The sequence below is a fragment of the Anaeromyxobacter oryzae genome (assembly GCF_023169945.1).
Classification (GTDB): Bacteria; Myxococcota; Myxococcia; order Myxococcales; family Anaeromyxobacteraceae; genus Anaeromyxobacter; species Anaeromyxobacter oryzae.
In genome coordinates this window covers 3,126,737-3,151,248 of sequence record NZ_AP025591.1, presented here as the reverse complement: position 1 = coordinate 3,151,248, position 24,512 = coordinate 3,126,737, and the positions used below count along the sequence as shown (strand labels likewise).

At 75.0% G+C, this 24,512-nt stretch carries 22 protein-coding genes; 5 read left to right on the top strand and 17 right to left on the bottom strand.

Annotated elements, in window-relative coordinates; genetic code table 11:
* Window positions 1–5: 5 nt before the first annotated feature.
* Window positions 6–1,151: a M20/M25/M40 family metallo-hydrolase gene (locus tag AMOR_RS13650; RefSeq protein ID WP_248361965.1), complete on the top strand. Its 1,146-nt coding sequence runs from the start codon at window positions 6–8 to the stop codon at window positions 1,149–1,151.
* A gap of 46 nt (window positions 1,152–1,197) precedes the next feature.
* Here AMOR_RS13650 and AMOR_RS13645 read toward each other — a convergent pair whose 3' ends face one another.
* The 5 genes from AMOR_RS13645 to AMOR_RS13625 form a co-directional block, all read right to left on the bottom strand.
* Complete coding sequence (locus tag AMOR_RS13645) at window positions 1,198–1,716, bottom strand: hypothetical protein (RefSeq protein WP_248361962.1); 519 nt, start codon at window positions 1,714–1,716, stop codon at window positions 1,198–1,200.
* A 47-nt stretch (window positions 1,717–1,763) separates the two neighbouring features.
* Window positions 1,764–2,393: a tetratricopeptide repeat protein gene (locus AMOR_RS13640; protein WP_248361959.1), complete on the bottom strand. Its 630-nt coding sequence runs from the start codon at window positions 2,391–2,393 to the stop codon at window positions 1,764–1,766.
* Window positions 2,394–2,467: 74 nt separating this feature from the next.
* On the bottom strand, window positions 2,468–3,433 hold the full coding sequence (locus tag AMOR_RS13635; RefSeq protein ID WP_248361956.1) for a transglutaminase domain-containing protein: 966 nt from the start codon (window positions 3,431–3,433) through the stop codon (window positions 2,468–2,470).
* Window positions 3,430–4,095, bottom strand: a complete 666-nt coding sequence (locus AMOR_RS13630) for a DedA family protein (RefSeq protein ID WP_248361953.1) — start codon at window positions 4,093–4,095, stop codon at window positions 3,430–3,432. The genes AMOR_RS13635 and AMOR_RS13630 overlap by 4 nt, the downstream gene beginning before the upstream one ends.
* Window positions 4,096–4,157: 62 nt before the next feature.
* Window positions 4,158–4,313: a DUF5670 family protein gene (locus AMOR_RS13625; RefSeq protein ID WP_248361950.1), complete on the bottom strand. Its 156-nt coding sequence runs from the start codon at window positions 4,311–4,313 to the stop codon at window positions 4,158–4,160.
* Window positions 4,314–4,434: 121 nt separating this feature from the next.
* Here AMOR_RS13625 and AMOR_RS13620 point away from each other — a divergent pair, with 121 nt between their 5' ends.
* Complete coding sequence (locus tag AMOR_RS13620; RefSeq protein WP_248361947.1) at window positions 4,435–5,640, top strand: hypothetical protein; 1,206 nt, start codon at window positions 4,435–4,437, stop codon at window positions 5,638–5,640.
* Between the two features lie 16 nt (window positions 5,641–5,656).
* Here AMOR_RS13620 and AMOR_RS13615 read toward each other — a convergent pair whose 3' ends face one another.
* From AMOR_RS13615 to AMOR_RS29650, 6 genes are all read right to left on the bottom strand, one after another.
* Window positions 5,657–6,217 carry a DUF1003 domain-containing protein gene (locus AMOR_RS13615; protein WP_248361945.1) on the bottom strand — a complete coding sequence of 187 codons (561 nt, stop codon included), beginning with the start codon at window positions 6,215–6,217 and terminating at the stop codon, window positions 5,657–5,659.
* Between the two features lie 145 nt (window positions 6,218–6,362).
* Window positions 6,363–10,901, bottom strand: a complete 4,539-nt coding sequence (locus tag AMOR_RS13610; protein ID WP_248361943.1) for a translocation/assembly module TamB domain-containing protein — start codon at window positions 10,899–10,901, stop codon at window positions 6,363–6,365.
* A complete protein-coding gene (locus tag AMOR_RS13605) occupies window positions 10,901–12,934 on the bottom strand; it encodes an autotransporter assembly complex protein TamA (protein ID WP_248361941.1) in 2,034 nt (677 codons plus the stop codon). The genes AMOR_RS13610 and AMOR_RS13605 overlap by 1 nt, the downstream gene beginning before the upstream one ends.
* Before the next feature lie 103 nt (window positions 12,935–13,037).
* The gene (locus AMOR_RS13600; RefSeq protein ID WP_248361939.1) at window positions 13,038–13,787 is read right to left on the bottom strand and encodes a hypothetical protein; all 750 of its coding nucleotides are present in this window, start codon (window positions 13,785–13,787) and stop codon (window positions 13,038–13,040) included.
* 190 nt (window positions 13,788–13,977) lie between these two features.
* Entirely contained in the window at window positions 13,978–15,450 is a 1,473-nt protein-coding gene (locus AMOR_RS13595) for an NFACT RNA binding domain-containing protein (protein ID WP_248361937.1), read from the bottom strand.
* A 77-nt stretch (window positions 15,451–15,527) separates the two neighbouring features.
* Window positions 15,528–15,656: a hypothetical protein gene (locus tag AMOR_RS29650; protein ID WP_256468130.1), complete on the bottom strand. Its 129-nt coding sequence runs from the start codon at window positions 15,654–15,656 to the stop codon at window positions 15,528–15,530.
* 274 nt (window positions 15,657–15,930) lie between these two features.
* On the opposite strand from AMOR_RS29650, the gene AMOR_RS13590 reads away from it, so the two are divergent.
* The 3 genes from AMOR_RS13590 to AMOR_RS13580 are packed head-to-tail and all read left to right on the top strand — an operon-like array spanning window position 15,931 to window position 17,720.
* Window positions 15,931–16,560 (top strand): MotA/TolQ/ExbB proton channel family protein, encoded by a 630-nt coding sequence (locus tag AMOR_RS13590; protein ID WP_248361935.1) that lies wholly within the window; start codon window positions 15,931–15,933, stop codon window positions 16,558–16,560.
* A gap of 2 nt (window positions 16,561–16,562) precedes the next feature.
* Complete coding sequence (locus AMOR_RS13585) at window positions 16,563–16,973, top strand: ExbD/TolR family protein (protein WP_248361933.1); 411 nt, start codon at window positions 16,563–16,565, stop codon at window positions 16,971–16,973.
* Window positions 16,974–17,720, top strand: coding sequence for an energy transducer TonB (locus tag AMOR_RS13580; protein ID WP_248361931.1), 747 nt, complete (start codon window positions 16,974–16,976; stop codon window positions 17,718–17,720).
* Between the two features lie 7 nt (window positions 17,721–17,727).
* Here the strand turns inward: AMOR_RS13580 and AMOR_RS13575 are convergent, their stop codons facing one another.
* The 6 genes from AMOR_RS13575 to ahcY form a co-directional block, all read right to left on the bottom strand.
* The gene (locus AMOR_RS13575; protein WP_248361929.1) at window positions 17,728–18,690 is read right to left on the bottom strand and encodes an ROK family protein; all 963 of its coding nucleotides are present in this window, start codon (window positions 18,688–18,690) and stop codon (window positions 17,728–17,730) included.
* A gap of 4 nt (window positions 18,691–18,694) precedes the next feature.
* Complete coding sequence (locus AMOR_RS13570; protein ID WP_248361927.1) at window positions 18,695–20,065, bottom strand: phosphomannomutase/phosphoglucomutase; 1,371 nt, start codon at window positions 20,063–20,065, stop codon at window positions 18,695–18,697.
* 233 nt (window positions 20,066–20,298) lie between these two features.
* The gene (locus tag AMOR_RS13565) at window positions 20,299–21,387 is read right to left on the bottom strand and encodes a mannose-1-phosphate guanylyltransferase (RefSeq protein WP_248361925.1); all 1,089 of its coding nucleotides are present in this window, start codon (window positions 21,385–21,387) and stop codon (window positions 20,299–20,301) included.
* A complete protein-coding gene (locus AMOR_RS13560) occupies window positions 21,384–21,974 on the bottom strand; it encodes an NUDIX hydrolase (RefSeq protein WP_248361923.1) in 591 nt (196 codons plus the stop codon). The genes AMOR_RS13565 and AMOR_RS13560 overlap by 4 nt, the downstream gene beginning before the upstream one ends.
* Complete coding sequence (gene uppP, locus AMOR_RS13555; protein WP_248361921.1) at window positions 21,971–22,858, bottom strand: undecaprenyl-diphosphatase UppP; 888 nt, start codon at window positions 22,856–22,858, stop codon at window positions 21,971–21,973. Before uppP ends, AMOR_RS13560 begins: the two co-directional genes overlap by 4 nt.
* Before the next feature lie 158 nt (window positions 22,859–23,016).
* On the bottom strand, window positions 23,017–24,501 hold the full coding sequence (gene ahcY / locus AMOR_RS13550) for an adenosylhomocysteinase (protein ID WP_248361920.1): 1,485 nt from the start codon (window positions 24,499–24,501) through the stop codon (window positions 23,017–23,019).
* Window positions 24,502–24,512: the final 11 nt, after the last annotated feature.

The following is a 24,512-nucleotide window of genomic DNA, read 5'->3' as shown; positions in this document are numbered from 1 at the left end:
AGCCGATGGCGTCTCGCATGGAGGACGCGCTCGCCTGGCTGGCGGGGCAGCGGGGGCCGATGGAGGCGCTCCTCGAGCGCCTCGTCTCCCAGAACTCGTTCACGCAGCACCGCGCCGGCGTCGAGGCGGTGGCGAACCTCGCGGCGGGCCAGCTCCGGACGCTCGGACTCGAGGTGAAGCTCCACTCGTCGCAGCGGTTCGGGCCGCACGTGCTCTTCGCGGACCGCGCACCCGGTGCGTCGGTGTTCCTGCTCGGGCACACCGACACGGTGTACGCGCCCGGCACGTTCGACGGGTTCCGCAAGGACGGCGACCGCGCCTTCGGCCCCGGCGTGTTCGACATGAAGGGCGGCATCGTCGTGATGCTCTTCGGGCTCGCCGCCGCGAAGCGGGCAGGGCTGCTCGAGAGGGTCCCGGTGAAGGGCATCCTCGTCTCCGACGAGGAGGTCGGCTCGCCGGAGTCGCAGCCCGTCACCCGGGCCCACGCCGCCGGCGCCGCCTGCGCCCTGTGCTTCGAGTCGGGCCGCCCAGGCGACCTGCTCGTCACCCGGCGGAAGGGCGTCGGGTCCGTCGTCGCGCAGGCGCGCGGCGTCGCCGCCCACGCCGGGAACGAGCACGAGAAGGGGCGGAACGCGATCTGGGCCATCGCCCGGTTCGTGGATCGGGTCCAGTCGCTCACCGACTACGGGCGCGGCCTCACGGTGAGCGTCGGGCTCGTCTCCGGCGGCACGACCAAGAACACCGTCCCCGCGGCGGCGCGCTGCGAGGTGGACCTCCGGTTCGAGACGGTGGCCGACGGCGAGGCGCTGCTCGCCGCGATCCGCGAGGCGGCCGCGGAGGCGGCGGTCCCGGGGACGTCCATCGAGATCTCGCAGGGCGGCTGGCGCGATCCCCTCGAGCGCACCCGCGAGTCGTCCGCGCTCGCGAAGGCTTACGGCGACTGCCAGCGCGAGAGCGGCCTCGGGCTCGGCGAGGCGCCGCTCGTCGGCGGCGGCTCCGACGCCTGCACGACCGGCGCCGCGGGCATCCCGTCCATCGACGGGCTCGGCCCCCGCGGGAAGGGCTTCCACACGACGGCCGAGGAGGTCGACCTCGGATCGCTCGTGCCGAAGGCGACGGCGCTGCTGCGGTTCCTCGCGACGCGGGCGTGACGGGATCGCCGACTCGGCGCCGCCGCGGTCCTCGGACGGAGCGTCCTCACCGCGCCGGGACGGGCGCCCCCGCCCTCGGCCGCGCGCGGCGCGGCCGGAACGCGGCGTCCGCGGCGCGGACCCGGTGCCGCTCGAGGGCCTCGCGGTGCGCCTTCGCCCGCTCCTCGAGCGCCTCGAAGCCGAACCCGGCGAGCCGGTGATCCTTCCGGCCGACCTTGCCGAGGAGCTTCCACAGGCCGCGCCGCGAGTCCGATCCGGCGAGGAGCGCCTCGAGCTCCCACACCCGCGACAGCTCCGAGTACCGGAGGAACCGCCCGTTCAGCTTGAACCGCCCCGCCCACTCCCCGGCGGCGGCGGCGAGGTCCTTCCAGGCGCTCGCGCCGGCGCCGAGCGCGTGCGCGACGTCCCGCAGGACGGCGCGGTCCTCCTCGAGCTCCGGCACGAGCCGCTCGAGGAACGCGCCCAGCTCGCCGTCGCGGTTCTCGTCCCGGCAGCGCCGCGCGAGGCGGATGCCGGCGAGCGAGAGCGCGAGGTGATCCTCGACGTAGATCGCGATGAGGTTCACGACTCACAAGATGGCCGCGGCGCGGCGCGACGGCCACTGGCGCCTGGCTACCCGCGGAGCCAGCGCCAGAGCGTCCGGGGGCCCGGCACGAGCCGCACCGCGAGCCGCCGGGCGGCGGACCGCGTCCGCCCTCCGCTCCGCTCGGCGAGCCCGTCGAGGAGCCGGATCGCGTCCCCGCGCCGCCCCGTGCCGGCGAGGGCGCGCGCGAGCGTGAGGGTCGTCTCGGCGTGCCAGGGCTCGAGCTGCCCGGCCCGCCGGAGCACCCGCTCCGCGGAGGCGTGCGCCTTGCGCGCGACGAGCCGGGCGCCGCCGCGGGACAGCGCCGCGACCGCGTCCGCCCGCCGGCCGCGCGAGACCTGCAGCCGCGCGACGTCCTCCCAGAGCGGCTCCTCGTCCGGGTACGCCTCCGTCGCCTGGGCGAGGACGGCGAGCGCGCGGTCGGTGAAGCCGGCGGCGAGGTGGCCCGACACCGCGGCGCGGAAGCTCGCGAGGGCGCTCGCGCGCTCGCCGCTCGCGGCGAGGAGCGGCGCGAGCTTCCCGTGCACGGTGGCGTCGTCCGGCCGCGCCTGGAGCACCGCCCGGTAGAGCGCGATCGCCTTCCGGCGCCGGCCACTGGCGCGGGCCCGGTCGGCGGCGATCACGGTCTCGGTGCGATCGAACGGCTTCGGCGCGGCCACGTCCGCATCCTACCGGAGCGCCCGACCGTCCGGGCGACGTCGCGCGGCGCGGGCACCGCGGGTGCGTGCGGAACCTACTCGACGCGCGCGGCGCCCCAGCAGGCGAGGATCCGCCGCCCGGCGGCGTCCCGGGCGGCGGCGTCGTCCGGGCGGTAGCGCGCGACCGTGAAGCGCGGCGCGCGCGCCGGCGCCTCGCGGAACGCCGGGTCGACGGCGATCCATGCCGCCCCGTCGCGGACCTCCGCCCAGGCGTGCCAGACGAAGCCGGCGCCGTCGTGCGCGACGCCCACCGCGACGCGCGCATCGAGCCCGCGGGCGCGGGCGAGCGCGACCCACGCCGCGGCCTGCTCCCGGCAGCTCGCGCCCGGCGCGCGCGGCTCCGGGGCCGCCGCCGGAGCCCGCGGGGCCGGCGGATCGACCTCGAGCCCGCAGAAGCGGCGCGCGAGCCGCGGATCCGCCGGGCCGGGCACGCGGACCTCGAGCCGGAGCGGCGAGGCCGGGAGCGCCGCGTGCTCGTCGCGGACGTACCGGGCGCGCTGCGCCGGGATCGCGATCTCCGCGGGCCATCCGTCCGCGCCCGGGACGATCCGCTCCACGACGCCGAGCACCTCCACGACGGCGACCTCGCCGTCCCGGCGCGCACAGGCGGGGGCCGCCGCGCCGCTCTCCTCGTCGAAGACCTCCGCGCACGGGTCGCCGCCCGCGCGGAGCCGATCGAGGAGGACCACCTCGGCGAGGGCCGCCGGGACCGCGCCCGGCACGACGCGCGCGGGCACCGGCGCGCCGTCCACCTCGACCGCGACCGGTCCGGCGACCCGTCCCGCGCCGTCGACCTCGACGTGCGTCGTCCGCGCGGCGATGCGGCCGCCGGCGGCCTCCCCGTGCGCGAGCCGGGACGCGAACCGGGCCCGGCACCGCGCACCCTCGCACCGGACCTCCAGCTCCGCGACGCCGACGTGGACGCCGCCGATCTCGACGCGGTACCGCGCGCTCCCGGCCGGCAGCGCGGCGAGGAGCGCGGCGGCGAGGACCGCCGTCACCGCCCCTCCGGCGCCGGCCGCCCGTCGCGGCCGGCCCGGGCCGCGGCGCGGCGCCGCCAGAGCACGACCGCGGCGGCGACGACCACGACGCCCCCCAGCACCACCCACGCCGCGCGGGTGTAGCGGTCGACGATCAGCACCAGCTCGTCGACGTTCCGGGCGGCGAGTCCGCCCAGCGCGAGGAGGAGGGCGTTCCAGAGCGCGGCGGAGATCCCGCCGAAGACGAGGACGGTCCGGAGCGGGATCCCGCACGCGCCCGCGGCGAGGAAGATGAAGGCGCGGACGCCGGGCAGGAACCGGTTCGCGACGAGCAGCGCCGGCCCCCAGCGCCGGTAGCTCACCTCGAAGCGGGCGAGCCGCTCCGAGGAGAGCGCCCCGCGCCGCGCGGCGCGCGCGTCGAGGCGCCGCCCGATCGACGCGCCGATCTGGTGATCGACGAACGCGCCCACCACGGCGCCCGCGGTGACGGAGAGGAAGGCGACCGGCCACGAGAGCTCGCCGTGGACGGCGTACCAGGCCCCGAGGACCACCACGAGGTCCCCGGGGAACGGCGGGAAGACGTACTCGATGAAGCTCGCGACGAACAGGATCGCCGGCGACGCCGGGCCCGTCCGCGAGACGGCCTCGCCGAAGGCGGCGGTCAGTCGCTGGAGCGTGCTCACCCGACCCGGATGTTAGCCGAGCGCCGCGCCGGCCGCTCGCGCCGGCGCGCCGCCCGGCGTCGTCAGACGGTCGCGCGGCCCGTCCGACCGCGGAAGAACCCGATGATGTAGAGCGCGATCGCCGCGATGAGGAGCAGGTGGATGGCACCGACGGTGACCTTGAACGCGAGGGCGACGATCCAGGCGACGATGAGGATGGTCGCGAGCAGCATGAGCATGTCCGGCCTCCCTTTCTCTCTGAAATCTCGAACCGCCGCCGCGGCACGGCTCGCCCGCCGCGCCGGGGCCCCTCCGCCGTGGCGGCCGGGCGCGCTGCATCCGTGCTAGCGTGCGCCCTCCGTGGACCACGCCGCCCGTGCCCGCTCGGCCCGTCGCCTCGTCCTCGCGCTCGCGGGGCTGTGGCTCGCGCTCGGGTACGTGAACGTGGCCCGCGGTGCCGCCCACGCCGGGGCGCGGTACCGGTTCTGGTCCTTCGAGCACCTCTGCTACTCCGACGTCATCGCGCTGCACGGCGACCGCTATCTCGGCGGCGGCCGCCCGGTGCCGTACCTCGAGGACCGCATCGAGTACCCGGTGCTGCTCGGGGCGGCGCTGTGGCTGCCGTCGTTCGTCCCGGGCGGCGCGCTGGTCCACTTCACGGTGACGTACGCCGCGCTCGCCGCGTGCCTCCTGGCGGCGCTCCTCGCGCTCGACCGGATCCCCGGGGCGCGCCCGGGGTGGCTCGGAGCGACCCCGGCGCTGGTCCTCTACGCGGGGCTGAACTGGGACCTCCTCCCCATCGCCCTCCTCGCGCTCGCGGCGCTCGCCCTCGCCCGCGCGCGGCCGGGCGGCGCGGGCGCGCTCGCGGCGCTCGGCGTGTCCGCGAAGCTCTTCCCGGGCGTGCTCGTCCCGCCCGCGCTCGTCGCCCTCGCCGCGCGCCCGCCCCGCGCGCCGCTCCTCCGGTTCGCCGGTGCGCTCGCCGTCACGCTCCTCGCCGTGAACCTCCCCGTCTATCTCGCCGCGCCGGACGGGTTCCTGTGGTTCTTCCGGTTCAACGCCGGCCGCGGCGCGGAGAACTCGATCTGGGACGCGCTCCACGTGCAGCGCGGTCCGCTGCTGGAGCTCCTCTCGACGGGGCCGCTCCTCGCCGCGACCGCCGCCGCCTGCGCCGCGACGCTCGCGACGGCCCGCGCCGGGCGGGACGCGCACCGCGCGGTCCGCCTCGGGGCCGCGCTCGCCCTGGTGGCCTGGATCGCGACGAACAAGATCTGGAGCCCGCAGTACGCGCTCTACGGCTTCCTCGCCGGCGCGCTCGCGGCCGCGCCGCTCCGCCTCTTCCTGATCCTCTCGGCGGTGTCGCTCTGGGACTTCTACGTCGCGTTCCACGTGCGGGCGCTCCGGTGGGAGCCGGCGTTCCGGGATCACGTCTTCCACCCGACCGGCGTCGTCCGGACGATCCTCTGGCTCGTCCTCGCCGCGTGGATCGGGCGAGAGCTGTGGCGTGCCGCCCGCCCCGCGCGCGGCGACGCGCGGCCGCGCCTCGCGAGCGTGAAGTCCGGGGCCTGAGGGCCGCCGGGCCCGCTCACGCGCCCGGCCGCTCCCGCTCCCCGGCCTTCTCCTCCGCCCGCTCGATCCGGTCGAGCACCCGCTCGGGATCGACGTCGCGCTCGAGCTCCGGCAGATCCGGGCTGCGCGACTCGTCCACGCCGAGCCGCTCCGCGATCGCGGCGACCAGCCGGATGAGGCGCGTGACCTCGTGCTCCGCGAGCAGGCTCACCTGCAGGTCGAGATCGGCGCGCTTGTCCGCCTGCGTGGCCATCCGGTTCTGCATCACGAGCACGAACGTCGAGATGAAGATCGCCTCCGCCGACGCGAACGTCGCGAGCTTCACGAAGTCCGGGTCGAAGCGCGGCACCGGGAGCACGCCGGCGTTCGCGAGCACCCAGGCGCCGAAGACCGCGAGGTGCAGGTAGACGAACGTCATGGACCCCGCGAAGCGCCCGATGGCCGCCGCGACCCGATCCGTCCGCGACTGCCGGCGCTCCTCCGCGCGGCGCCGGGCGAGGAGCGCCTCGATGTTCCTCTCGAGGACGTTCGCGAGCTCCTCGTCCGCTCGCCCGCCGCCCCGGCCTGCGTCCGCCATCCGGCCTCCGGTCCCGAATCTGGGCATCGGTCGGCGAACGGCCCCGCGCTCCGGCTTACCCCCCGGCTCGCCGGGCCCGGTCGAAGGCCGACCGGCGCGCCCATTCGTGGTTCGACGGGCTCACCACGAACGGCGCCGCCGTCAGTCAGTAGTCCTTCGACCAGATCAGGCTGCCGCTGCCGGACTGCGCGTTGCCGTAGCGAACCTCGAACGACCAGCGCGGCGTGATCTGGTACTCGACGCGGACCTCGTCCGCATTCTGGCCCTGGTCCGTCCGCGCGTCGAACCGGTGGGTGTAGCCGACGTAGATCCGATCCGTCACGTACTTGCCGGCGCGGAGCGCCGAGGCGTCGAGCGACACCGTGTCGAGCGGCAGCCGGTCCTGGATCACGTCGCGGAAGAGCTGCGTCGCGACGAGGGCGCCCGCCGTCGCCCAGCCGGTCTGCTCCTGGCCGAACGCCTGGACGCCGCCCGTCCCGGGCTTGAGCTCGAGGCGGCCCGTCGCGATGAGGAGCGCGATCTGCGAGTCGTCCATCGGCGGCTGGGAGCTGAGGCGGATCTCAGGATCCCCCACCGGTCCCGCGACGTTCACGGTGACCGTCGCGTCCGGGTTGTCGTACACCGCCTCGACGTCGAGGAGCGCGGCCTTGGGCGGGCCACCGGTGAACGTGACCTTCCCCCGCCGGATCGCGAAGCGGCGGCCGGAGATGGGCTCCACGTCCCCGCGCACCACCTCCACGGTGCCGGACATGTAGTCGTCCGAGCCGACCCGCTCGTACGTGACGTCGGCCTTGAGGTCGATCCGGACGAACGGGTTGTCGCCCTGCACCTGCACGCGCCCGGGCGCGACGACGCGCACGGTGAGCGAGAACGGGTTCGTCGCGACCGCCGGTCGCGGCGGCGTCGCGCGGCCGGGCCGCTCCTTCCGGCGCGGGCCGACGACGATGTCCGCGCGCTTGTCGAGCGGCTGGAGCGTCCGCGGCACGCGCTTCGGGAGCCGCACCAGCGCGCCGCGCGCCGCCGTGAGCTTCACGTCGAGCGCGTCCGGCTTCCAGGTCCCGTCGGCGTCGAGCTGCATCGTGAACGTCGCGATGTCGCTCCCGGAGCTGGACACGGTGAGGTTGGTGCTCTCGATGCTCCCCTGGAGCTTCCCGACGCCGGAGGACATCCCCCGGAGCGCGACGTGCGCCTCGACCTTGCCCTTGCCGCGGTGCGCGACGAAGGTCGGGACCTCCACCGCGTCGTCGGTCACGGTCGCGTCGAGCTCGATGCCGGTCCAGTCGCCGAACTCGGAGATCGCGAGCCGCCCGCCCTGGATCCGCGCCTTGCCGCGCGGCGAGAGCCGCTGGAGCGGGCCCTTCGCTGAGACGTCCGCGTCGAGGCGGCCGCTCGCGGCGCGGAAGACCGTCGGCGCCACCGCGGGCAGGAACCCGAGCTGGAGCGCGTCGGCCTTCAAGGTGAGCTCCGCCGGCGCGGTGCGCAGGGCGCCGGCGGGCATGTCGATGGAGAGCGGGGCCGCGAGCGACAACGCGGCGCGCAGCGTCCCGCCCGGCGCCGCCGCGAGCTCGATCGAGGCGTGCGCGCTCCCGCCGGCGGCGTCGAGGAGTGCGTGCGCGTCGCCGACCGGCGTCCCGGAGAGGGCGAGGGCGGTCCCCGCGAGATCGGCGGCGAGCCGCGGCGCCGCGAGCGTCCCGCGAGCGGTCACGGTCCCGCGCACCTTCCCCGAGACGGGTCCGTCCGGCCCGCCGGCGCGCGCGAGCGCGGCGCCGGGGATCTCCGCGTCGAGCGCGAGCGCGGCGGCGCGCAGGCCGTCGCGCGTGGCGAGCCGCTCGAGCGGCGCGCCGAGCGACGCCGTGAGCCGGACGACCTGCTCGCCCTGGAGCGCCACCTGGCCGGCGAGCGCGAGGCGCGCCGCGTCCGCGCGCGCCTCCACGTGGCCGTCGATCCCGGTCCACCGCTGGTACCGGCCGCCGGCGACGTCGACGGAGACCGCGCCGCGCGGCGCCGCGAGCGTCCCCTCCACGCGCGCGGTCGCGCTCAGCCGTCCCGCGAGCCGCTCCGGGATCCCGAGCCGGCCGGACAGCTCCTCGAGCAGGAGCCCGGGGACGGTCGCGTCGGCCGTGAACGGCGACGTGCGGAGGGCCGCGACCACGGGCGCGGGCCGGATGAGGAGCTCGGACAGGTCGAGCGGCAGCTCGCCGTGGCCCTCCACCGCCGGGCGGCCATCCAGCGTGGAGCGGACCGAGAGATCGAGCTTCTCGCCCGGTGCGTCGGCCGTGACGGTGATGCCGATCGCCGAGAGGTCGTCCCAGCTGCCTTCGGAGAGCGTCGCCTCCGCGCGGAGCGCGGGCGTCGCGACGGCCCCCTCCAGGCGCGCGTCGAGGGCGAGCTTCCCGGACGCCGGTACGTCCTCCACGCCGAGGGCGCGCAGCAGGTCCTCCACCGGGAGCGCCGCGGCGCGGAGGCGGACCGAGAGCCTCTCGCCCGGGCGGCCCGCGAGCGGCACCGGGAGCTCGAGCGCCACGTCGGCGGCGCCTCCGGCGGCGCGGCCGACCGCGAGCGACGCCGCGGCGCGCCGGGTGCCGCCGTCCCAGCGCAGGTCGCCCGAGGCGTGGAGGCCGGCGAGGTTCCGCCACGTCCCGTCCTCCAGCCCGACCGTCCCGGCCAGCACCGGCTTCCGGGTCGTCCCGGTCGCGCGGACGTCCGCCGTCACCGCGCCGGAGAGATCGAGGCCGACGGGGAGCAGCCCGGCCGGGAGGCCCTCGAGGCGGACCGCCGAGAGCCGGACCCGCGCGTCGAGCGCGCCGCGCGCGCCGAGGCCACCCGCGACGGCGATGTGCTGGGGCCCCGCCGCGAGCTCCAGCCAGTCGACGCGCGGCCCGGCGAGCTGGAGCGTGGCGGGCCGGACGAGCGCGTACCGCGTGCCGGGGTAGCCGACGATCAGCTCGTCGAGGAGGAGCGCCTCGCCGCGCGGTCCCTCGCGCCGGGCCCGCACGTCGAGCGTGACGGGATCTCGCCCGAGCCGCGGGACCGAGGCCGACGCCGCGAGGCGCGCCTCGCCGGCCGACACCGTGCCGCGGACGAAGAGCGCGCGGGCGACCTCGTCGCCGCCGGCGCGGAGCCGCTCCACCGTGGCGTCCACGGTCCCCGCTGGCGCGCGGAGCGGTCCGGTGACGTGCACCTCCGCGCGGGCGACGACGAGGCGGACACCGTCCGTGGCGAGCGCCGGCGCGTCCACCGTCGCGTCGAGCACCGGCGCGGCGGCGGTCCCGCCGAGCCGCGCCTCGATCCGGGCGCGGCCCTCGAGCGGCGTCAGCTTCGCCCCGAGGAGCGCCTCCACGTTCCGGAGCGCCGCCGCGAGATCCTTCCCGTCCGCGGTCACCTTCCCGCCCACGGCGCCGCCGGCGCGCCAGGTGCCGCTGCCGTCCAGCGCGAGCCCGGGCGCCGCGAGGGTGAGCCGCCGCACCGTCCAGGTCCCCGCGTCCACGGAAACGTCCGCCTCGCCGGGGCCGAGGGTCCCGCCGCGCAGGCGCGAGCGAGCGAGGGCGAGCGAGACGCGGCCGCGGAGGGCCTCGAGCGACGTCCCCGCCACCGCGCCGTGCGCGCGGACCGTGATCTCGCCGGCCGGCGCCGCCCCGTGAACGCGTGCGGGGTCGACGTGATCGAGGTCCACGTCGAAGCCGAGGGCGCGGGCGCCGTCCACCCGTGCCGCGGCCGCGACGTCGCCCCGGCCGGTCGGTCCCGGCGCGCGGGGCGCGAAGTTCACCGCCGCGGTGGCGACCCGACCGTCGGACTCGGCGTAGGCGGCGAGGGCGAGATCCGCGCCCTGCCCCGCGGCGGGGACGACGGCGCGCACCTCGGCGCGATCGACGGCGACCTGCAGGAGCGCGGCGCGGCCGGCGCCCGTCGCGAGATCGAGCTGGCCGAGCCCTTCGAGCACGGTGTCCCCGACGCGCGCCCGGAGCACGGTGACGCGCGCGGCCTGGCCGTCGCTCCCGCCGCGCAGCTCGAGGGAGAGCGGGCCGGAGATCGGAGAGGCGAGCGCGCCGCGGAGCGCGACGTCCACCCGGGTCCGGTCCGGGCCGACGAGGCCGCGGCCGTCCACCTCGAGCCCGCTCGCCTCGAGCCGCGTGTCGCCCGCGCGATCGACCCACCAGACCACGCCGTCGCGAATCTTGAGGCTGGCGATGCGGGCGGTCCAGCCGGGCCCGGCCTCGCGCGGCTGCTCCGCTCCGGGCGGCCGCGGCGGCCGCGGCGGCGACGGGTGCGCCGGCGCGAACGCGCGCGCGAGCGAGATGCCGCCGTCGGGCTCCTCCTCGACGAGCACCGCCGGCCCGTCGAGCTCGATCTGGAGCCCGATGGACCGGTTGCGGAGGTGGGTCACGTCGGCGAAGACCTGCACGCGGTCCACGTCGAGGACGAGGTGCCCGTCCGGATCGAACGCGCGGAAGTTCCGCAGCCCGATGCCCCCGCGCGAGAGCACGTCGACACCGCCCAGCTCGAGCCGCCCCGCGACCGCCGCGTCCGCGTAAGAGACGAGGAATCGCGCCACGAGCGGGCGGCCCGCGCCAGAGCCCGCGACGGCGACCACGAGCGAGAGCGCGACGCCGGCGACGGCGAGGATCGTGAGGACCAACCAGGCCACGGCCCGCACCGCCCAGAGCAGGGCACGGACCGCCCGCACTAGAACGCCTCCCCGAGCGAGAGGTGGATGGCGATCCACGGCTCGCGGTGCTCCAGCGGCACGGTGCCGATCACCGCGCCTGTGCTGTCCTTGATGGGCTCGCCCGCGTTCTCCACGCTCGGCACCGTCGGGAACCGGTGCGGGAACGAGACGCCCGGGGCCCAGTCGACCGGGACCTGCACGCCGACGTCGAGGCGGACCGGACCGAACGGCGTGCGGTAGCGCACTCCGAACCCGGTCGCCCACTGGAGCAGGGTCGGGTCGAGCACGGTGCGCCACTCCGAGGGGACGCCGGTGGGCTTCGAGACATTACCCGCGTCGAGGAAGACCGCGCCGCCGATCGGCCCGCTGATGTCGAAGCGGAGCTCGAGCGAGCCGTCGGCGAGCCCGTTGCCGCCGACCGGGATCCAGTCGCCGTTCAGCAGCATCATCGGCGAGAGCCGGTTCGTGTAGTACCCGCGCATGGACTGGGGGCCGCCCGCCATGAACCGAGCGACGATGGGCGGTGCACCCGACTGCGTGAGCGGGATGAGGGCGCCGACGCGCGCGCGGGCGGCGAGCACCACGCCCTCGCTGAGCGGCACGAAGAAGCGCCCCTCGGGTACGACGCGGAGGTAGCGATACCCGTAGCGCCCCAACCGGAAGCCCTCCTGGAAGGAGGTGAGGACGAACACGCCCTTCCGCGTGTTGATGGGATCGTTTCGCCCGTCCCACCCGACGCGCTGCTCGAGGTACGAGAGCAGGCAGACCGTCCCCTGGCAGTTCTGCAGCTGCGGTCCCGTCTGCCCCGGCACGGACGGCGTGGGGTTCTCCGCGACGTTGAAGAGCTGGTAGACCTCCAGGTTGTACGAGGGGACGAGCGTCCAGCGCCGCTGGATCCGCAGCGGGAACGAGAACCGGAGCCGCTCCGAATAGAAGTCGTACCCCTGCTCGAGCCCCCGCTCGAGCTCGAGCCGGACCGCGGCGTCGATGTGACGGCTCACCGCGCCGGGCTGGGAAAACTCGGTCGTCGCGAGCCCGACCGGGCCCTGCTTCGCGTTGGCCCTGAAGATCCAGGCGTACCCGACGCGCAGGTCGAGCTGGAGGCGGCGGAGGTCGCCGTAGAAGTTCCGGTTCGTCCAGCCCGCCGTGCCATGCACGTCCCACCGCGTGTTCGCCTCGACGCCCACGCCCGGTCCGGCGCGGATGGTGCGGAACGGCGCCTCGCGGACCGCGACCACGACGGGGATGACGCCGCGCTGGACGTCGGGCGTCCCGCGCGTGACGCGGACGCCGCCGAAGACGCCGAGGTCGAACACCCGCGTCTGCGCCTTCGCGAGCGCCTCGTCGGAGTACCAGTCGCCGGGCTTCACCGCGTCGAGCGCCTGGTCCCGGATCCGGTCCCGCGGGATCGCGGCCGTGCCCGCCACGAAGATGGGGCCGAACTTGAAGCGCTGCCCGGGCTTCACGGCGTAGCGCACCTCGGCGCCGTGCTCCGGCGGGTAGACGTGCGCTTCCTGCGTCACCTCCGCGTTGGCCCACCCGGAGTTCCGCAGCGTCCGGAGGATCTGCGCCTTCACCGCGTCGTACCCGCCGACGGTGAACACGTCCCCGACCGAGAGCGGCAGCTTCCCGAGCCGCGCGCGCGCGTCGGGCGTGTCGTCGAGCCCGGTCACGTCGAGCGCGGTGACGCGCACCGGCGCGCCCTCGTCGACCTCGATCACGACCTTCACGCGCCCCTTGCCGTCCGGCACGAGCCGGACGTCCTTCACCTCTGCGTCGTAGTAGCCGTTCGCGTGGTACAGCGCCTCGACGCGCCGCCGGTCCACCGAGAGCGCGTCGGGGTCGAGACGGATCGCCTGGTCCCAGGCATAGCGGCCCGACGCCTGCGTCGCGAGGCGCTTCCTGATGGTGTCCGGGGCGAGCGCCTTGGCGCCGCGGATCTCGAGCGCGGTGACGACCGGCTCGTCGGGCGTGCCCCGCGCGCGCATGCACCCGCTCCCGAGGGCGAGGACGAGGGCGAGGGCGAGCAGCGCGAGGTGCGGACGGGCCATCGGGGCCGCCCGATGATGGCACAGCGTCGCGGACCGCGCCGGTCCGAAACGGCGCGCGCCGGATGGGGCTCCGGAGCGGCGCGGGGGCCGCGGCCAGAGCGCGTCACGCCGGCGACGAGAGGAGCAGGCCGAGGTTCCGCTCCTCCCACGCCTTCGCGCGCCCGTAGTCGGGGTACGCCCGTTCGCGGCGGCGGAAGTCCGCGCCGTGCACGATGCGCCGCCCGTCCACCTCGCGCGCGGGCACCGCCTGGTGGAGCATCTCGTGGAAGACCACCGTCGCGACGTAGAACTCCGGCACCTCGGGGCGGTCCAGCGTCGGGTGGATCCGGATGATGCGCGCGTCCTGGACGTAGACGCCGGTCTTCACGGTCCGCCGGCGGCGGCCGCTGCGAACCGGCCCCCACCCGATACGGGCCTCGATGGCGCCGCCGAAGTGCTCGGCGTTGAGCCGGTCGTAGATCGCCTGGAGATCGTGCGTGCGGCCGCGCGGCTGCAGGCGATCGGCTCGCGGCACTGCGATGCGCTCGCGGTGCTGGCGGACGAACGCGTCGATGCGGCTTCCCGCGGCGCGCCGCCGCGCCGCGGCCCCGCCGCGCCCCGGTCCCGCGAACGCCGCGAGCGCGGTCACGACGTCCCCCGGCGCCTCGAGGAACATGTGGTGCACGCGGTAGTGGATCTCGCCCGGCGCGCGCCGGAACGAGACCATGGTCGAGCGGTTGTCGTGCACGGTGAGGCGCACGCGCTCGGAGAGGTGGACGGAGAGCTCGTCCGCGAGCCGGTGGGCGGCGGCGACGCGCGCCTCCCGCGGCTGCTGGACGAGCGTGAGCTGACGGTTCGACTCCGCGGGGCGCAAGCGGGAGCGATCCTACGGAAGGGGGCGCCCGCCCATCAAGGGCCGGCTGTGCGCACGCGCCACCAGCCCCCTGGTCGATCGGTAGCCGCCCCTCGTGCCCGTGCCCGTTCCCGTCAACGTGCCGGGCCTCTCCGTGCCCGTGACCCGAGGTCCCGTGGCCCGTGGCCCTTGTGTTCCCGACCTGTCGGCGTCAGCCCGCCTGCTCCCCCTCCTCCTCGGCGAGCAGGCGCTCGATCCGCGCGGTCTCGATCCGGAGCCCGATGACCTTCTCCTGGCTGTACGAGACCGCGCCCGGCGCGGCGCCCTTCGGCTTCTTCACGTACTTCGCGCGGGTGTACGCGACGTCCACCTGCGGCTCGCCGCGCGCGTCCGAGAAGTGCGCCGCGAGGTGCGCCGCGTCGAGCAGGGTCTCGCCGTCGGGCGGCCTCCCCTTCTCGATCCGGACCACCACGTGCGCGCCCTTGTGGCCGCGGGCGTGGAGCCAGACGTCGTTCCCCTTGGCGACGCGGACCGTCAGCCGGTCGTTCTCGGCGGCGCCCTTCCCCACCAGGATCGCGAGCCCGGCGAGCGAACGGAACGTCCGGTAGGGCGCGGCGGGCTCGTCGTCGCGCCGGCGGGCCGCGGGCGCCGGGCGCGGTCCGGCGCCCTGCTTGCGCGCGTCCTTCTCGAGCCGCGGGAGGTCGGCGAGCGCGGCCGCGTCGATCGCGGCGAGCAGCGCGCGCAGCCGCTCGATGCGCGTCCGGACCTCGGCGTCTCGCGCGGCGACCCGGGCGGCGCTGTCGACGATGCGGCGGTAGCGCCGGTAGTAGCGCTCCATGTTCGCCAGCGGCGTGAGCGCAGGGTCGATGGCGACCCTCACCTCGCGCGGGCCCTCCTCCGTCCACTCCGTGACGGTCACCTCGCGCGCGCCGCGCCGGACGAGCCGGAGGTTCGCCTTGAGGAGGTCGGCCGCGCGGCGGTCGCCCTCCGCTGCGGGTACGCGCGCCGCCTCGTCGGCGAGCTTCACGAGCGCACGCCCCGCGCGGGCGATCGCCGCGCGGACCGGCTCGCGGAGGCGGCGTCGTCCCTCCGCGACGAGCCGCTCCTCCTCGCGAGCGCGGTACTCGGCGTCGATCGCGGCGGAGAGAGGAAACGGCGCGCCCTCGACGGGGGTGAAGCGCTGCCGCGCCTGGGCGGCCTCGCCGCCGCCCGGGAGCGTGGGCGGGACGTAGGGCTGACCGCGGACGAGGCGGCGGCGCTCGGAGAGGTTCCGGCCCGCGCTCGCGCGGATGATGCCGTCGTCGCCGACGAGGAAGACGTTGCCGTGCCGGCCGGTCAGCTCTGCGACGAGCCGGATCGGCCCGGCGGAGCGGTCGAAGCGGAGGGCGACCACGCGGTCGCCCGGCCAGGCCTCGATCCCGGCGAGGCGCGCGCCCTCGAGCTCCCTCCGGAGGACCGCCTGGAACGCGAACGGCGTCTCCGGCGCGGTGGGGCGGCGCGCCACGACGTGGAGACGGGTGAGGTCCGGCTCGGCGGAGAGGAGGAGGCGCGCCTCTCCGCCCGCGCCGAAGAGCTCGAGCGTGAGCGCTCGCTCGGCGTGCACGCGGACCTGATCGACGCGGGCGCCGACGAGGGGCCCGAGCTCGGAGACGACGTCGGCGATCTCGCGGGCGGTGAGCGACACGGGAGAGAGGTAGCCGGAAAAAGCAGCGGCCGCCCGGAGGCGGCCGCGGCGCTACGCAGTTACTCGAAGAGCGGCAGTTACTTCTTGGCCTTCTTCGTGGCCTTCTTCTTCGCAGCCGGCTTCTTCGCAGCGGTCTTCTTCACGGCCTTCTTCTTCGCGGGCATCTTGTTCCCTCCTCGGAACGTCCATTCGATGTCGATGGACACTCTGGAATGGACAATGTTGAGCGGAGGTTAGCGCGGCGGGATCTTGCACGTCAAGGAAGCGACGCGTGTTTTTCTTGCTTCCGCGCGCGACCTGCGACGCTCCGCACCCGGATGGATCGCGATGCGCGCCGCGCGACGCGGATCGTCATTTCACCTTCCGTCACCAACCATTCACCAATCGTGATTGCGGCGCGCGCCCCCGGACCACGCCTTGACACCCCGCGGCGCCGGGGCTTCACTACCGGCGTCCCCACGCGGGAAAGGCCTCGAAAACATGCTCTCCCAGAAGCTCCTCGCCCTCACGAACCTCGGCGCCGAGTGGGTGCTTTGGCTGCTCGTGATCCTGTCGTTCGGCTCCGTCGCCATCATGATCGAGCGCACCGTGTTCTTCGTCGCGCGGCGGCCGCGGGACGTCGACGGGCTCGCGCGGCTGCTGCTCTCCGGGGATCTCGCGGGAGCCGCCGCCGCGGTCGGAAAGCAGGCGGGCATGGAGGCCGACGTGGTGCGCGCGGTCGTGTCGCACGCGGCGAAGGGCGCCGACGCGCTCCGCGAGGTGGTCGCCGCGACGATCGAGCAGGGTCGCATCCCGTACGAGCGGCGGCTCGCGTTCCTCGGGACGCTCGGGAACAACGCCCCCTTCATCGGCCTTTTCGGGACGGTGCTCGGCATCATCCGCGCGTTCGTGGACCTCTCCCGGAACCCGGGCGCAGCGGGCGCCGGGACGGTGATGGCGGGCATCAGCGAGGCGCTCGTCGCCACCGCGGTGGGGCTCATCGTGGCGCTCCCCGCGGTCGTCTCGTACAACCTCTTCCAGCGCGCGCTCCGCCGCACCACCCAGCGCGCGAGCGCGCTCGGGCACGCGGCGGTCGCCTCCCTCGAGGCGCGGCCGACCGGAGGGCGTTAGTCGTGGCGGGCACCAACGGCGGCGACGATGACGACCTCATCAGCGGCATCAACGTGACGCCGCTGGTCGATATCGTCCTCGTCCTCCTCATCATCTTCATGGTGACCGCGTCGTACATCGTGCGCGCCGCGATCCGCGTCGAGCTCCCCCGCGTCGCCCACGGCGGCGAGTCCGCCGGGACGCTCCTCACCGTGGTCCTCGCGAAGGACGGCACCACGTACCTCGACGGCGTCCGGCTCACCGACGAGGAGCTCGTCCGGCGCACGCGGGACGCGGTGGCGAAGGACCAGGACGCCCGGGTGCTCATCTCGGCGGACAAGGGCGCGCTCCACGGCTCCGTCGTGCACGTCCTCGACCTCGTGCGGGGCGCCGGCGCGACCCGGTTCGCGATCCACGTCGAGCGGGAGCGCTAGGTGACCGTCCGGGGTCCGGCGGCGGTGGTCCTCTCCGCGGCGCTGCACGGCGGCCTCGCGCTCGCGATCCTGCGCCTTCCGGCGGCGCCGCGGTCCGAGGAGGTCCCGGTTGAGCTCGTGGCGGTGGCGCAGCCGGAGCCGCCCGCTCCGCCGCCACCGGCGCCCGCTCCACCGGCCGCTCCCGCCGCACCCGCGCCCCGACTCGCGGCCCGCCCCCGCGTCCCGGCCGCGCCGCCGCCGCGCGCCGCGCCTGCCCCCCCGCCGCCGAACGCGCCGCCCCCGCCCGACGCCGCCCCGCCGTCTCGCGCGCCGCCGAGGATCGGCATCTCGATGGAGGCGACCACGACCGCCACCGGCATGGCGGCGCCCGCCGGGAACACGCTCTACGGCGCGATGCCGCGGACCGCGCCGGACCCGAAGGAGGTCCGGCCCTACCAGGCGGAGCGGTACGCGGCACCGGACGAGGTGACGACGCCGGCGCGGCCGTCGGGCGGCTGCAGCCCGCCCGACGACGAGTATCCCGCCGAGGCGCGTCGCGCCGGCGTCGAGGGGCGCGTCGTCCTGCGGCTCCTGGTCGACGAGCACGGCGCCGTGGCGGACGCCGTCGTCGTCGAGGATCCAGGGCACGGGTTCGGCGCAGCCGCGGTGGCATCGGTCCGGCGCCACTGCCGGTTCCAGCCCGCCCGGCGCGGCGACACGCCGGTCGCGAGCTGGATCCGGTATTCGTTCCGGTACGAGCTGCGGTAGCGAGCGGCTACGCCAGCACCGCCGCGCCGATCACGCCCGCGTCGTCGCCGAGCCAGGCGCGCTCGACCGAGAGGCCGCGCGCCGACGCCCGGAGCACCTGCTCCTCGAAGTGGCGTGTGACGAGGCGGGCGAGGTTCGGGCAGCCGAGGATCACGCCGCCGCCGAGGATCACGCGGGCCGGGTTCAGGATCGTGACGAGGTTCGCGATCGCGGTGCCGAGCAGCTCGCCGTTCTCCTCCCAGCGCGCGATCGCGTAGGGGTCGCCCGCGGAGAACGCGTCGTCGATGGCGCTCGCGTTGACCCGCGAAAGATCGCCCTTCACCCGCTCGCCGACGAGCGTCGGGACACCCGCCGCGAGGTCCTCGCGGACGCGCGCCGCGACGTTCACGCCGGAGACGTAGGCCTCGAGGCAGGAGAGCTGGCCGCAGCCGCAGCGGCGGATCGCGGTCTCGGGGCGGAGCGGGCGGACCTTCACGTGACCGAACTCGCCCGCGACGCCCTGCGCCCCGGAGTGGAGGCGGCCGCCGAGGATGAGGCCGGAGCCGACGCCGGAGCCGACGAAGACGAGGACGACGTCCTCGAGCCCCTTCGCCGCGCCGAAGCGCTTCTCGCCCCACGCCGCGACGGAGAGGTCGTTGGCGACCGTGACCGGGATCCCGAGGGCGCCCTCGAGCAGCCGGCCGAACGGCACGTCGCGCCAGCCGAGGTTCGGCGCGTTGATGACGACGCCGGTCGATCCCAGCACCTGGCCGGCCACCCCCACGCCGACGCCGCCGCACGCGTCGGGCGAGATCCCCGCCGCCCCGGTCGCCTCGCGGATCGCGTGGACCACGATCGCGACGACCGCCTCCGGCGCGCGATCCCGCAGGGGCTCCTTGTGCGACGCGACGATCTCGCCGCTGTCGCGGTCGACCACCGCGGCGCGCGCGTTCGTGCCCCCGAGGTCCACGCCGAGCGCAAGGGCGCGCACGGGATCAGGCCCCCACTTCGCGGAGCAGCTCGTCGACCTTGCCGCGGACGAGCGACTGGATCTCGGCGAGGCGCTCCGGCGTCTTCGCCTCGAACCGGAGCACGAGGAGCGGCTGGGTGTTGGACGCGCGCACGAGCCCCCAGCCGTCGGGGAACACGACCCGGACGCCGTCGACGGTCACCGCGTCGTACCGCGACTTGAAGTACTCCTGGGCGCGGCGGACCACCTCGAACTTCTTCTCCTCGGGGCAGTCGGCGCGCAGCTCCGGCGTCGAGTACGTCCTCGGCACGTCCGCGAGGAGCGCGGACATCGGCTGGTCGGTGTGGGTGAGGAGCTCGAGGAGCCGCGCCGAGGAGTAGATGCCGTCGTCGAACCCGAACCAGCGGTGCGCGAAGAAGATGTGGCCGCTCATCTCGCCGGCCAGGAGGGCGTGCTGCTCCTTCATCTTCGCCTTGATGAGGCTGTGCCCGGCCTTCCACATGATCGGCCGGCCGCCGTGCCTCGCGATGTCGTCGTAGAGGGTGAACGAGCACTTCACCTCGCCCACGATGGCGGCGCCGGGCTCCTCGGCGAGGAGCGCGCGAGCGAAGAGGATCATGATCTGGTCGCCCCAGAGCACGTTCCCCTTCTCGTCGACGGCGCCGACCCGGTCCGCGTCGCCGTCGTACGCGATGCCGACGTCGGCCTTCACCTCGAGGACCTTCTTCCTGAGCTGCTCCAGGTTCTTCTCGACGGTCGGGTCCGGGTGGTGGTTCGGGAAGCGCCCGTCCATCTCGAGGAACAGCGGGATCACCTCGAAGCCGAGCGCCTGGAAGAGCGGGACCGCGACCACGCCGCCGGTGCCGTTCCCGGCGTCGACGACGACCTTGAGCTTCCGCTTCCCGAGGCGGAGGTTCTGCCGGACGTACTCGCGGTAGGGCGTCACGAGGTCGTGCGCCGTCACCTTCCCCTGCCCGACCGCGAACTTCCCGGACTCCGCGAAGCGGCGGAGATCCTGGATCTCCTCGCCGTGGAACGTCGCGGAGCCGAGGCCGACCTTGAGGCCGTTGTACTCCGGCGGGTTGTGGGACCCGGTGATCATGCAGATCCCGTCCACGTCGAGCGTGTGGGCGGCGAAGTACGTGAGCGGCGTCGGGACGACGCCGAGATCCACCACGTCGACGCCCGTCGAGACGAGCGCGTCGATCATCGCCTTCGCGAACTTCGGGCCGGAGAGGCGGCAGTCTCGGCCGACGGCCGCGCGCTTGCCGCCCTTCTCCCGGATCCTGGTCCCGAGCGCCTTCCCGACGAGGCTCACGGCCTCCTCGGTGAGGTCCCGATCGACGAGCCCGCGGATGTCGTACTCGCGGAAGATGGTCGGCGACAGCTTCGGCATGAGGGTGGTCTCCGTCTCGAATGTCCGTCCCGCACCGTGACGGGGGCAGCAGCCCGAAACGGCACCGCCCGGCCACGGGACGGCGACCGCGCGGACGTATAACACCTCCCCGGGCGCGTGGCCGCTGGTTCCACGGCGGCCTGACGCCGCGCTCGAGCGTCACGGACGTGACGACGCGACGCGCCCGGAGGAGCTCTTCCCACCCCGGGCGGCCCGGCGCTCGAAGGCCGCGATCAGAGCAGCTCTTCTCGCCCGCGCCGCCCCAGCTCCTCGACCGCCTTCCGGACGTCCTGCGCGCGGTCGCGCCGGCAGACGAGGATCGCGTCGCCCGCGTCCACCACGATCACGTCCTCGAGGCCGATCACCGCGACCGGCCGGGCCTTCGTGGCGAGCACGACGTTGTTCCGGCCGTCGATCACCATCGCGTCGCCCTCGGCGACGTTGCCGAGGTGGTCCTGCTCCCGGACGTCCGAGAGGGCGGCGAAGCTGCCCACGTCGCTCCAGCCGAACTCCGCGGGGACGACCGCGATCCGGTGGCTCTTCTCCATCACGCCGTAGTCGATGGAGATGGAGGGGCAGTCGGGGAAGACGCGCTTCAGCGTCTTCGCGTAGGCCGGGGTGCCGAGCGAGGCGCGGATCACCTCGAGCTGCTCGCGGAGCACCGGCATCGCGCGGGCGATCTCCTCGAGGATGACGTCGGCGCGGAACACGAAGATGCCCGAGTTCCAGAGGTAGTTCCCGTCGGCGAGGTAGCGCGCCGCGGTCACCACGTCCGGCTTCTCGACGAACCGCTCCACCTTGTGGGCCTGGAAGCGCGCCTTGCCCTTCGCCCGCGCGGCGAGCCGGGGCCCGAGCTTCAGGTAGCCGTAGCCGGTCTCCGGGCGCGACGGGTGGATGCCGATCGTGGCGATGGACCCCGCCTCGGCGAGCTGGGCGGCCGCCGAGAGCGCGTCGCGGAACGCGTCGGGCCGCGCGATGTGGTGATCGGCGGGGAGCATCGCGATGACGCCCTTCGGGTCCTTCGCCGCGACGTGGAGCGCGGCGAGGCCGACGCACGGCGCGGTGTTCCGCGCGCAGGGCTCCACGATGAAGTTCTCCTTCGGCAGCGAAGGCACCATCCGCCTGGCAGCGGCCGCGTGCTGCGGCCCGCACACGACGTAGGTCTCCTTCGGCTTCGCGAGGGGCGGGAGCCGCCCGATCGTCGAGGCGAGGAGCGGCCCGTCGCCGGCGAGCGCGAGGAACTGCTTCGGGCGGCTCTTGCGCGACAGCGGCCAGAACCGCGTCCCCGAGCCGCCGGCCATGATCACCGGGTAGATCTTCACGAGTTCCTCCAGAGCGTGAGCAGCTCGGCGAGGACGCGCCCCGTGGCGCCCCAGATCACGTCCCCGCCGACCGAGAAGAAGTGCACGTCGAGCCTCAGGCCGTAGACCTCGCGCGGCTCGACCCGGTGCGCGCCGGGACGGGCGAGCGCCGCGAGGGGCACGTGCAGGATCTCCTCAACCTCCCCCGCCGCCGCCGCGTAGGGATACGGATATGGCACCGAAGCCACCCACGGCGTCAAGCGGAAGGCCGACTGGAGGACGAGGGTCTCGCTGAGGCGGCCCATCACGTCGGCGCGGGAGGGCTCGAGCCCGATCTCCTCGTGCGCCTCGCGGAGCGCGGCGGCGAGGGTCTCCTCCCCCGGCTCGAGGCGGCCGCCGGGGAAGCTCATCTGCCCGGCGTGGCGCCGCATCGCGGCCGGGCGGCGCGTGAGCAGCACGTGCACCTGGCCGTCCCGCTCGTGGAGCGGGACCAGAACCGCCGCGCGCGCGAACCCGGCCCGCGGGAGGTGGTCCGGCGGGATCCGATCCACCGGCGCCTCGCGCGCCTCGAACGTCGCGAGGGCAGCGGCGAGGTCGGCGAGGGTCACGGGGCGGCGGAGGCGTGCAGCGCCGCAGGCGGCTGCGAAGGACGGTCGTCGTTCTCGGGGAGGACGCCCTTCCAGACCAGGAACGCGATCGCGACGCCGGCCACGATGCGCCAGGCCACGAACAGGTACGTGGTCCGCGTCCGGAGCCACCCGAGGAGCCAGTCGATGACGAGGTACCCCGCGACGCCGGCGACCACCGTCCCGACGAGCGTCGCGAGCCCCCACCCGTCGCCGAGCCCCGGCCCCGCCTTCGCGAGCTTGAGCAGCTTGTAGCCGCCCGCGCCGACCGTGATGGGGACGGAGAGGAGGAAGCTGAACCGGGCCGCGGCCTCGCGCTTGAGGTCGAGGAGCATGCCCGCGGTGATGGTCGTGCCGGAGCGCGAGCTGCCCGGAACCAGCGCGAGCGCCTGGGCGCAGCCGACGAGGAACGCGTCCTTCGCCGTCACGTCGTCCACGCTGCGGACGTGCCGCGCGAGGCGCTCCGCCGCGAGGAGGATCACCCCGAGGACGACGAGGGATCCGGCGATGACGAGGTTTCCGAGCGCCTCGATGCGTCGCTCGAGGAGCTTCCCCAGGACTGCCGCCGGGATCGTCCCGAGCACGATGTACCAGGCGAGCCGGCTCTCGGCCGTCTCGAAGGGGCGCCGGCGGCGGAGCGAGCCCAGCGCGGCCTGGGCGAGCCGGTACAAGTCGGACCGGAAGTAGACGAGCACCGCGATGGTGGTGCCCATCTGGATGATCGTGGAGAACGCGCGGAAGCGGTCGTCGGACAGCGAGTGGCCGAGGAGCTCGCCGGCGATGAGGAGGTGGGCGGTGGAGCTGACCGGGAGGAACTCGGTCAGCGCCTGCACGACGCCGAGGAAGGCTGCGGAGAGGAGGCTCATCTTCGGACCGGGAACCTACCGCTCGCGGGCCGCGACGCCAAGCGACGCCGGGATCGTCGCGAGGGGCTGCCAGGCGCTCGGTCACAGGCCCCGGGGGCACCGATGTCTCCACCGGTCCCCCGAGGGCCTGAAGCCGCAGGCCTGACGGCCCTTCCTGCCTAGTACCGGTAGTGGTCCGGCTTGAACGGGCCGGCCGCGGGCACGCCGATGTAGGCCGCCTGCTTCTTCGTGAGCTTCGTGAGGCGCGCCCCGATCTGCTCGAGGTGCAGCGCCGCCACCTTCTCGTCGAGGTGCTTCGGGAGCGTGTAGACCTTCTTCTCGTAGCTCGCCCGGTTCGTCGCGAGCTCGAGCTGCGCGAGCGTCTGGTTCGTGAACGAGTTCGACATCACGAACGACGGGTGCCCGGTCGCGCAGCCGAGGTTCAGGAGGCGCCCCTCGGCGAGGACGAGGACGCGGTGGCCGTCCTCGAACACGAACGCGTCGTACTGGGGCTTGATGTTCACCCGCTCCGTCACCTTCTTCAGGCCGGCCATGTCGATCTCGTTGTCGAAGTGGCCGATGTTCCCGACGATGGCGCAGTCCTTCATCGCCTTCATGTGCTCGACGGTGATGACGTCGAGGTTCCCGGTGGCGGTGACGAAGACGTCCGCCTGCGAGACGACGTCCTCGAGCCGGACGACCTGGTAGCCCTCCATCGAGGCCTGGAGCGCGTTGATGGGGTCGATCTCGGTGACGACCACGCGCGCGCCCTGCCCGCGGAGCGCCTGGGCGCAGCCCTTGCCGACGTCGCCGTACCCGCACACGACGCAGAGCTTCCCGGCGAGCATCACGTCCGTCGCGCGGTTCAGGCCGTCGACGAGCGAGTGGCGGCAGCCGTACAGGTTGTCGAACTTGGACTTCGTGACGGAGTCGTTCACGTTGATGGCGGGGAAGAGGAGCGTGCCCGCCTTCTGCATGTCGTAGAGCCGGTGGACGCCGGTGGTGGTCTCCTCGGTGACGCCGGCGCAGTCCTTCGCGACCTTCGTCCAGCGGCCCGGGCTCGCCTTGAGCTCCTTCGCGAGGAGCTTCAGGACCACCGCGTACTCCTCGGAGTCGGACGCCTTCGGGGACGGGACCTTGCCGGCCTTCTCGAACTCGACGCCCTTGTGGATGAGGAGCGTCGCGTCGCCGCCGTCGTCCACGATCTGCGTCGGGCCCTTGCCGTCGCCGAAGTCGAGGGCGCGCTCGGTGCACTCCCAGTACTCCTCGAGCGTCTCGCCCTTCCAGGCGAACACCGGGACGCCGGCGGGCCGCTCGACGGTGCCGCCGCGCCCCACGACCACCGCCGCCGCGGCGTGGTCCTGCGTCGAGAAGATGTTGCAGCTCGCCCACCGGACGTCGGCGCCGAGGTCGGCGAGCGTCTCGATGAGGACCGCGGTCTGGATCGTCATGTGGAGCGAGCCGGTGATGCGCTGACCGGCGAGCGGCTTCTGGCGCGCGTACTCGCGGCGCACCGCCATGAGGCCGGGCATCTCCTTCTCGGCGAGCTCGATCTCCTTGCGGCCCCACTCGGCGAGGCCGATGTCCTTCACCTTGTACTCGAGCGGCGCGGGCGGGGGGACGGCGCGGACGGCGGGCTTCTTCTTCGCGGCGGAAACGGCCATCGTCGGTTCTC

Excerpts from the sequence above, each read along its gene's own strand:
- AMOR_RS13615 (WP_248361945.1), bottom strand. The coding sequence starts at position 6,217 with ATGGCGGACGCAGGCCGGGGCGGCGGGCGAGCGGACGAGGAGCTCGCG.
- AMOR_RS13650 (WP_248361965.1), top strand. The coding sequence starts at position 6 with ATGGCGTCTCGCATGGAGGACGCGCTCGCCTGGCTGGCGGGGCAGCGG.
- AMOR_RS13570 (WP_248361927.1), bottom strand. The coding sequence starts at position 20,065 with ATGCCGAAGCTGTCGCCGACCATCTTCCGCGAGTACGACATCCGCGGG.
- AMOR_RS13590 (WP_248361935.1), top strand. The coding sequence starts at position 15,931 with ATGCTCTCCCAGAAGCTCCTCGCCCTCACGAACCTCGGCGCCGAGTGG.
- ahcY (WP_248361920.1), bottom strand. The coding sequence starts at position 24,501 with ATGGCCGTTTCCGCCGCGAAGAAGAAGCCCGCCGTCCGCGCCGTCCCC.
- uppP (WP_248361921.1), bottom strand. The coding sequence starts at position 22,858 with ATGAGCCTCCTCTCCGCAGCCTTCCTCGGCGTCGTGCAGGCGCTGACC.
- AMOR_RS13625 (WP_248361950.1), bottom strand. The coding sequence starts at position 4,313 with ATGCTCATGCTGCTCGCGACCATCCTCATCGTCGCCTGGATCGTCGCC.
- AMOR_RS13605 (WP_248361941.1), bottom strand. The coding sequence starts at position 12,934 with ATGGCCCGTCCGCACCTCGCGCTGCTCGCCCTCGCCCTCGTCCTCGCC.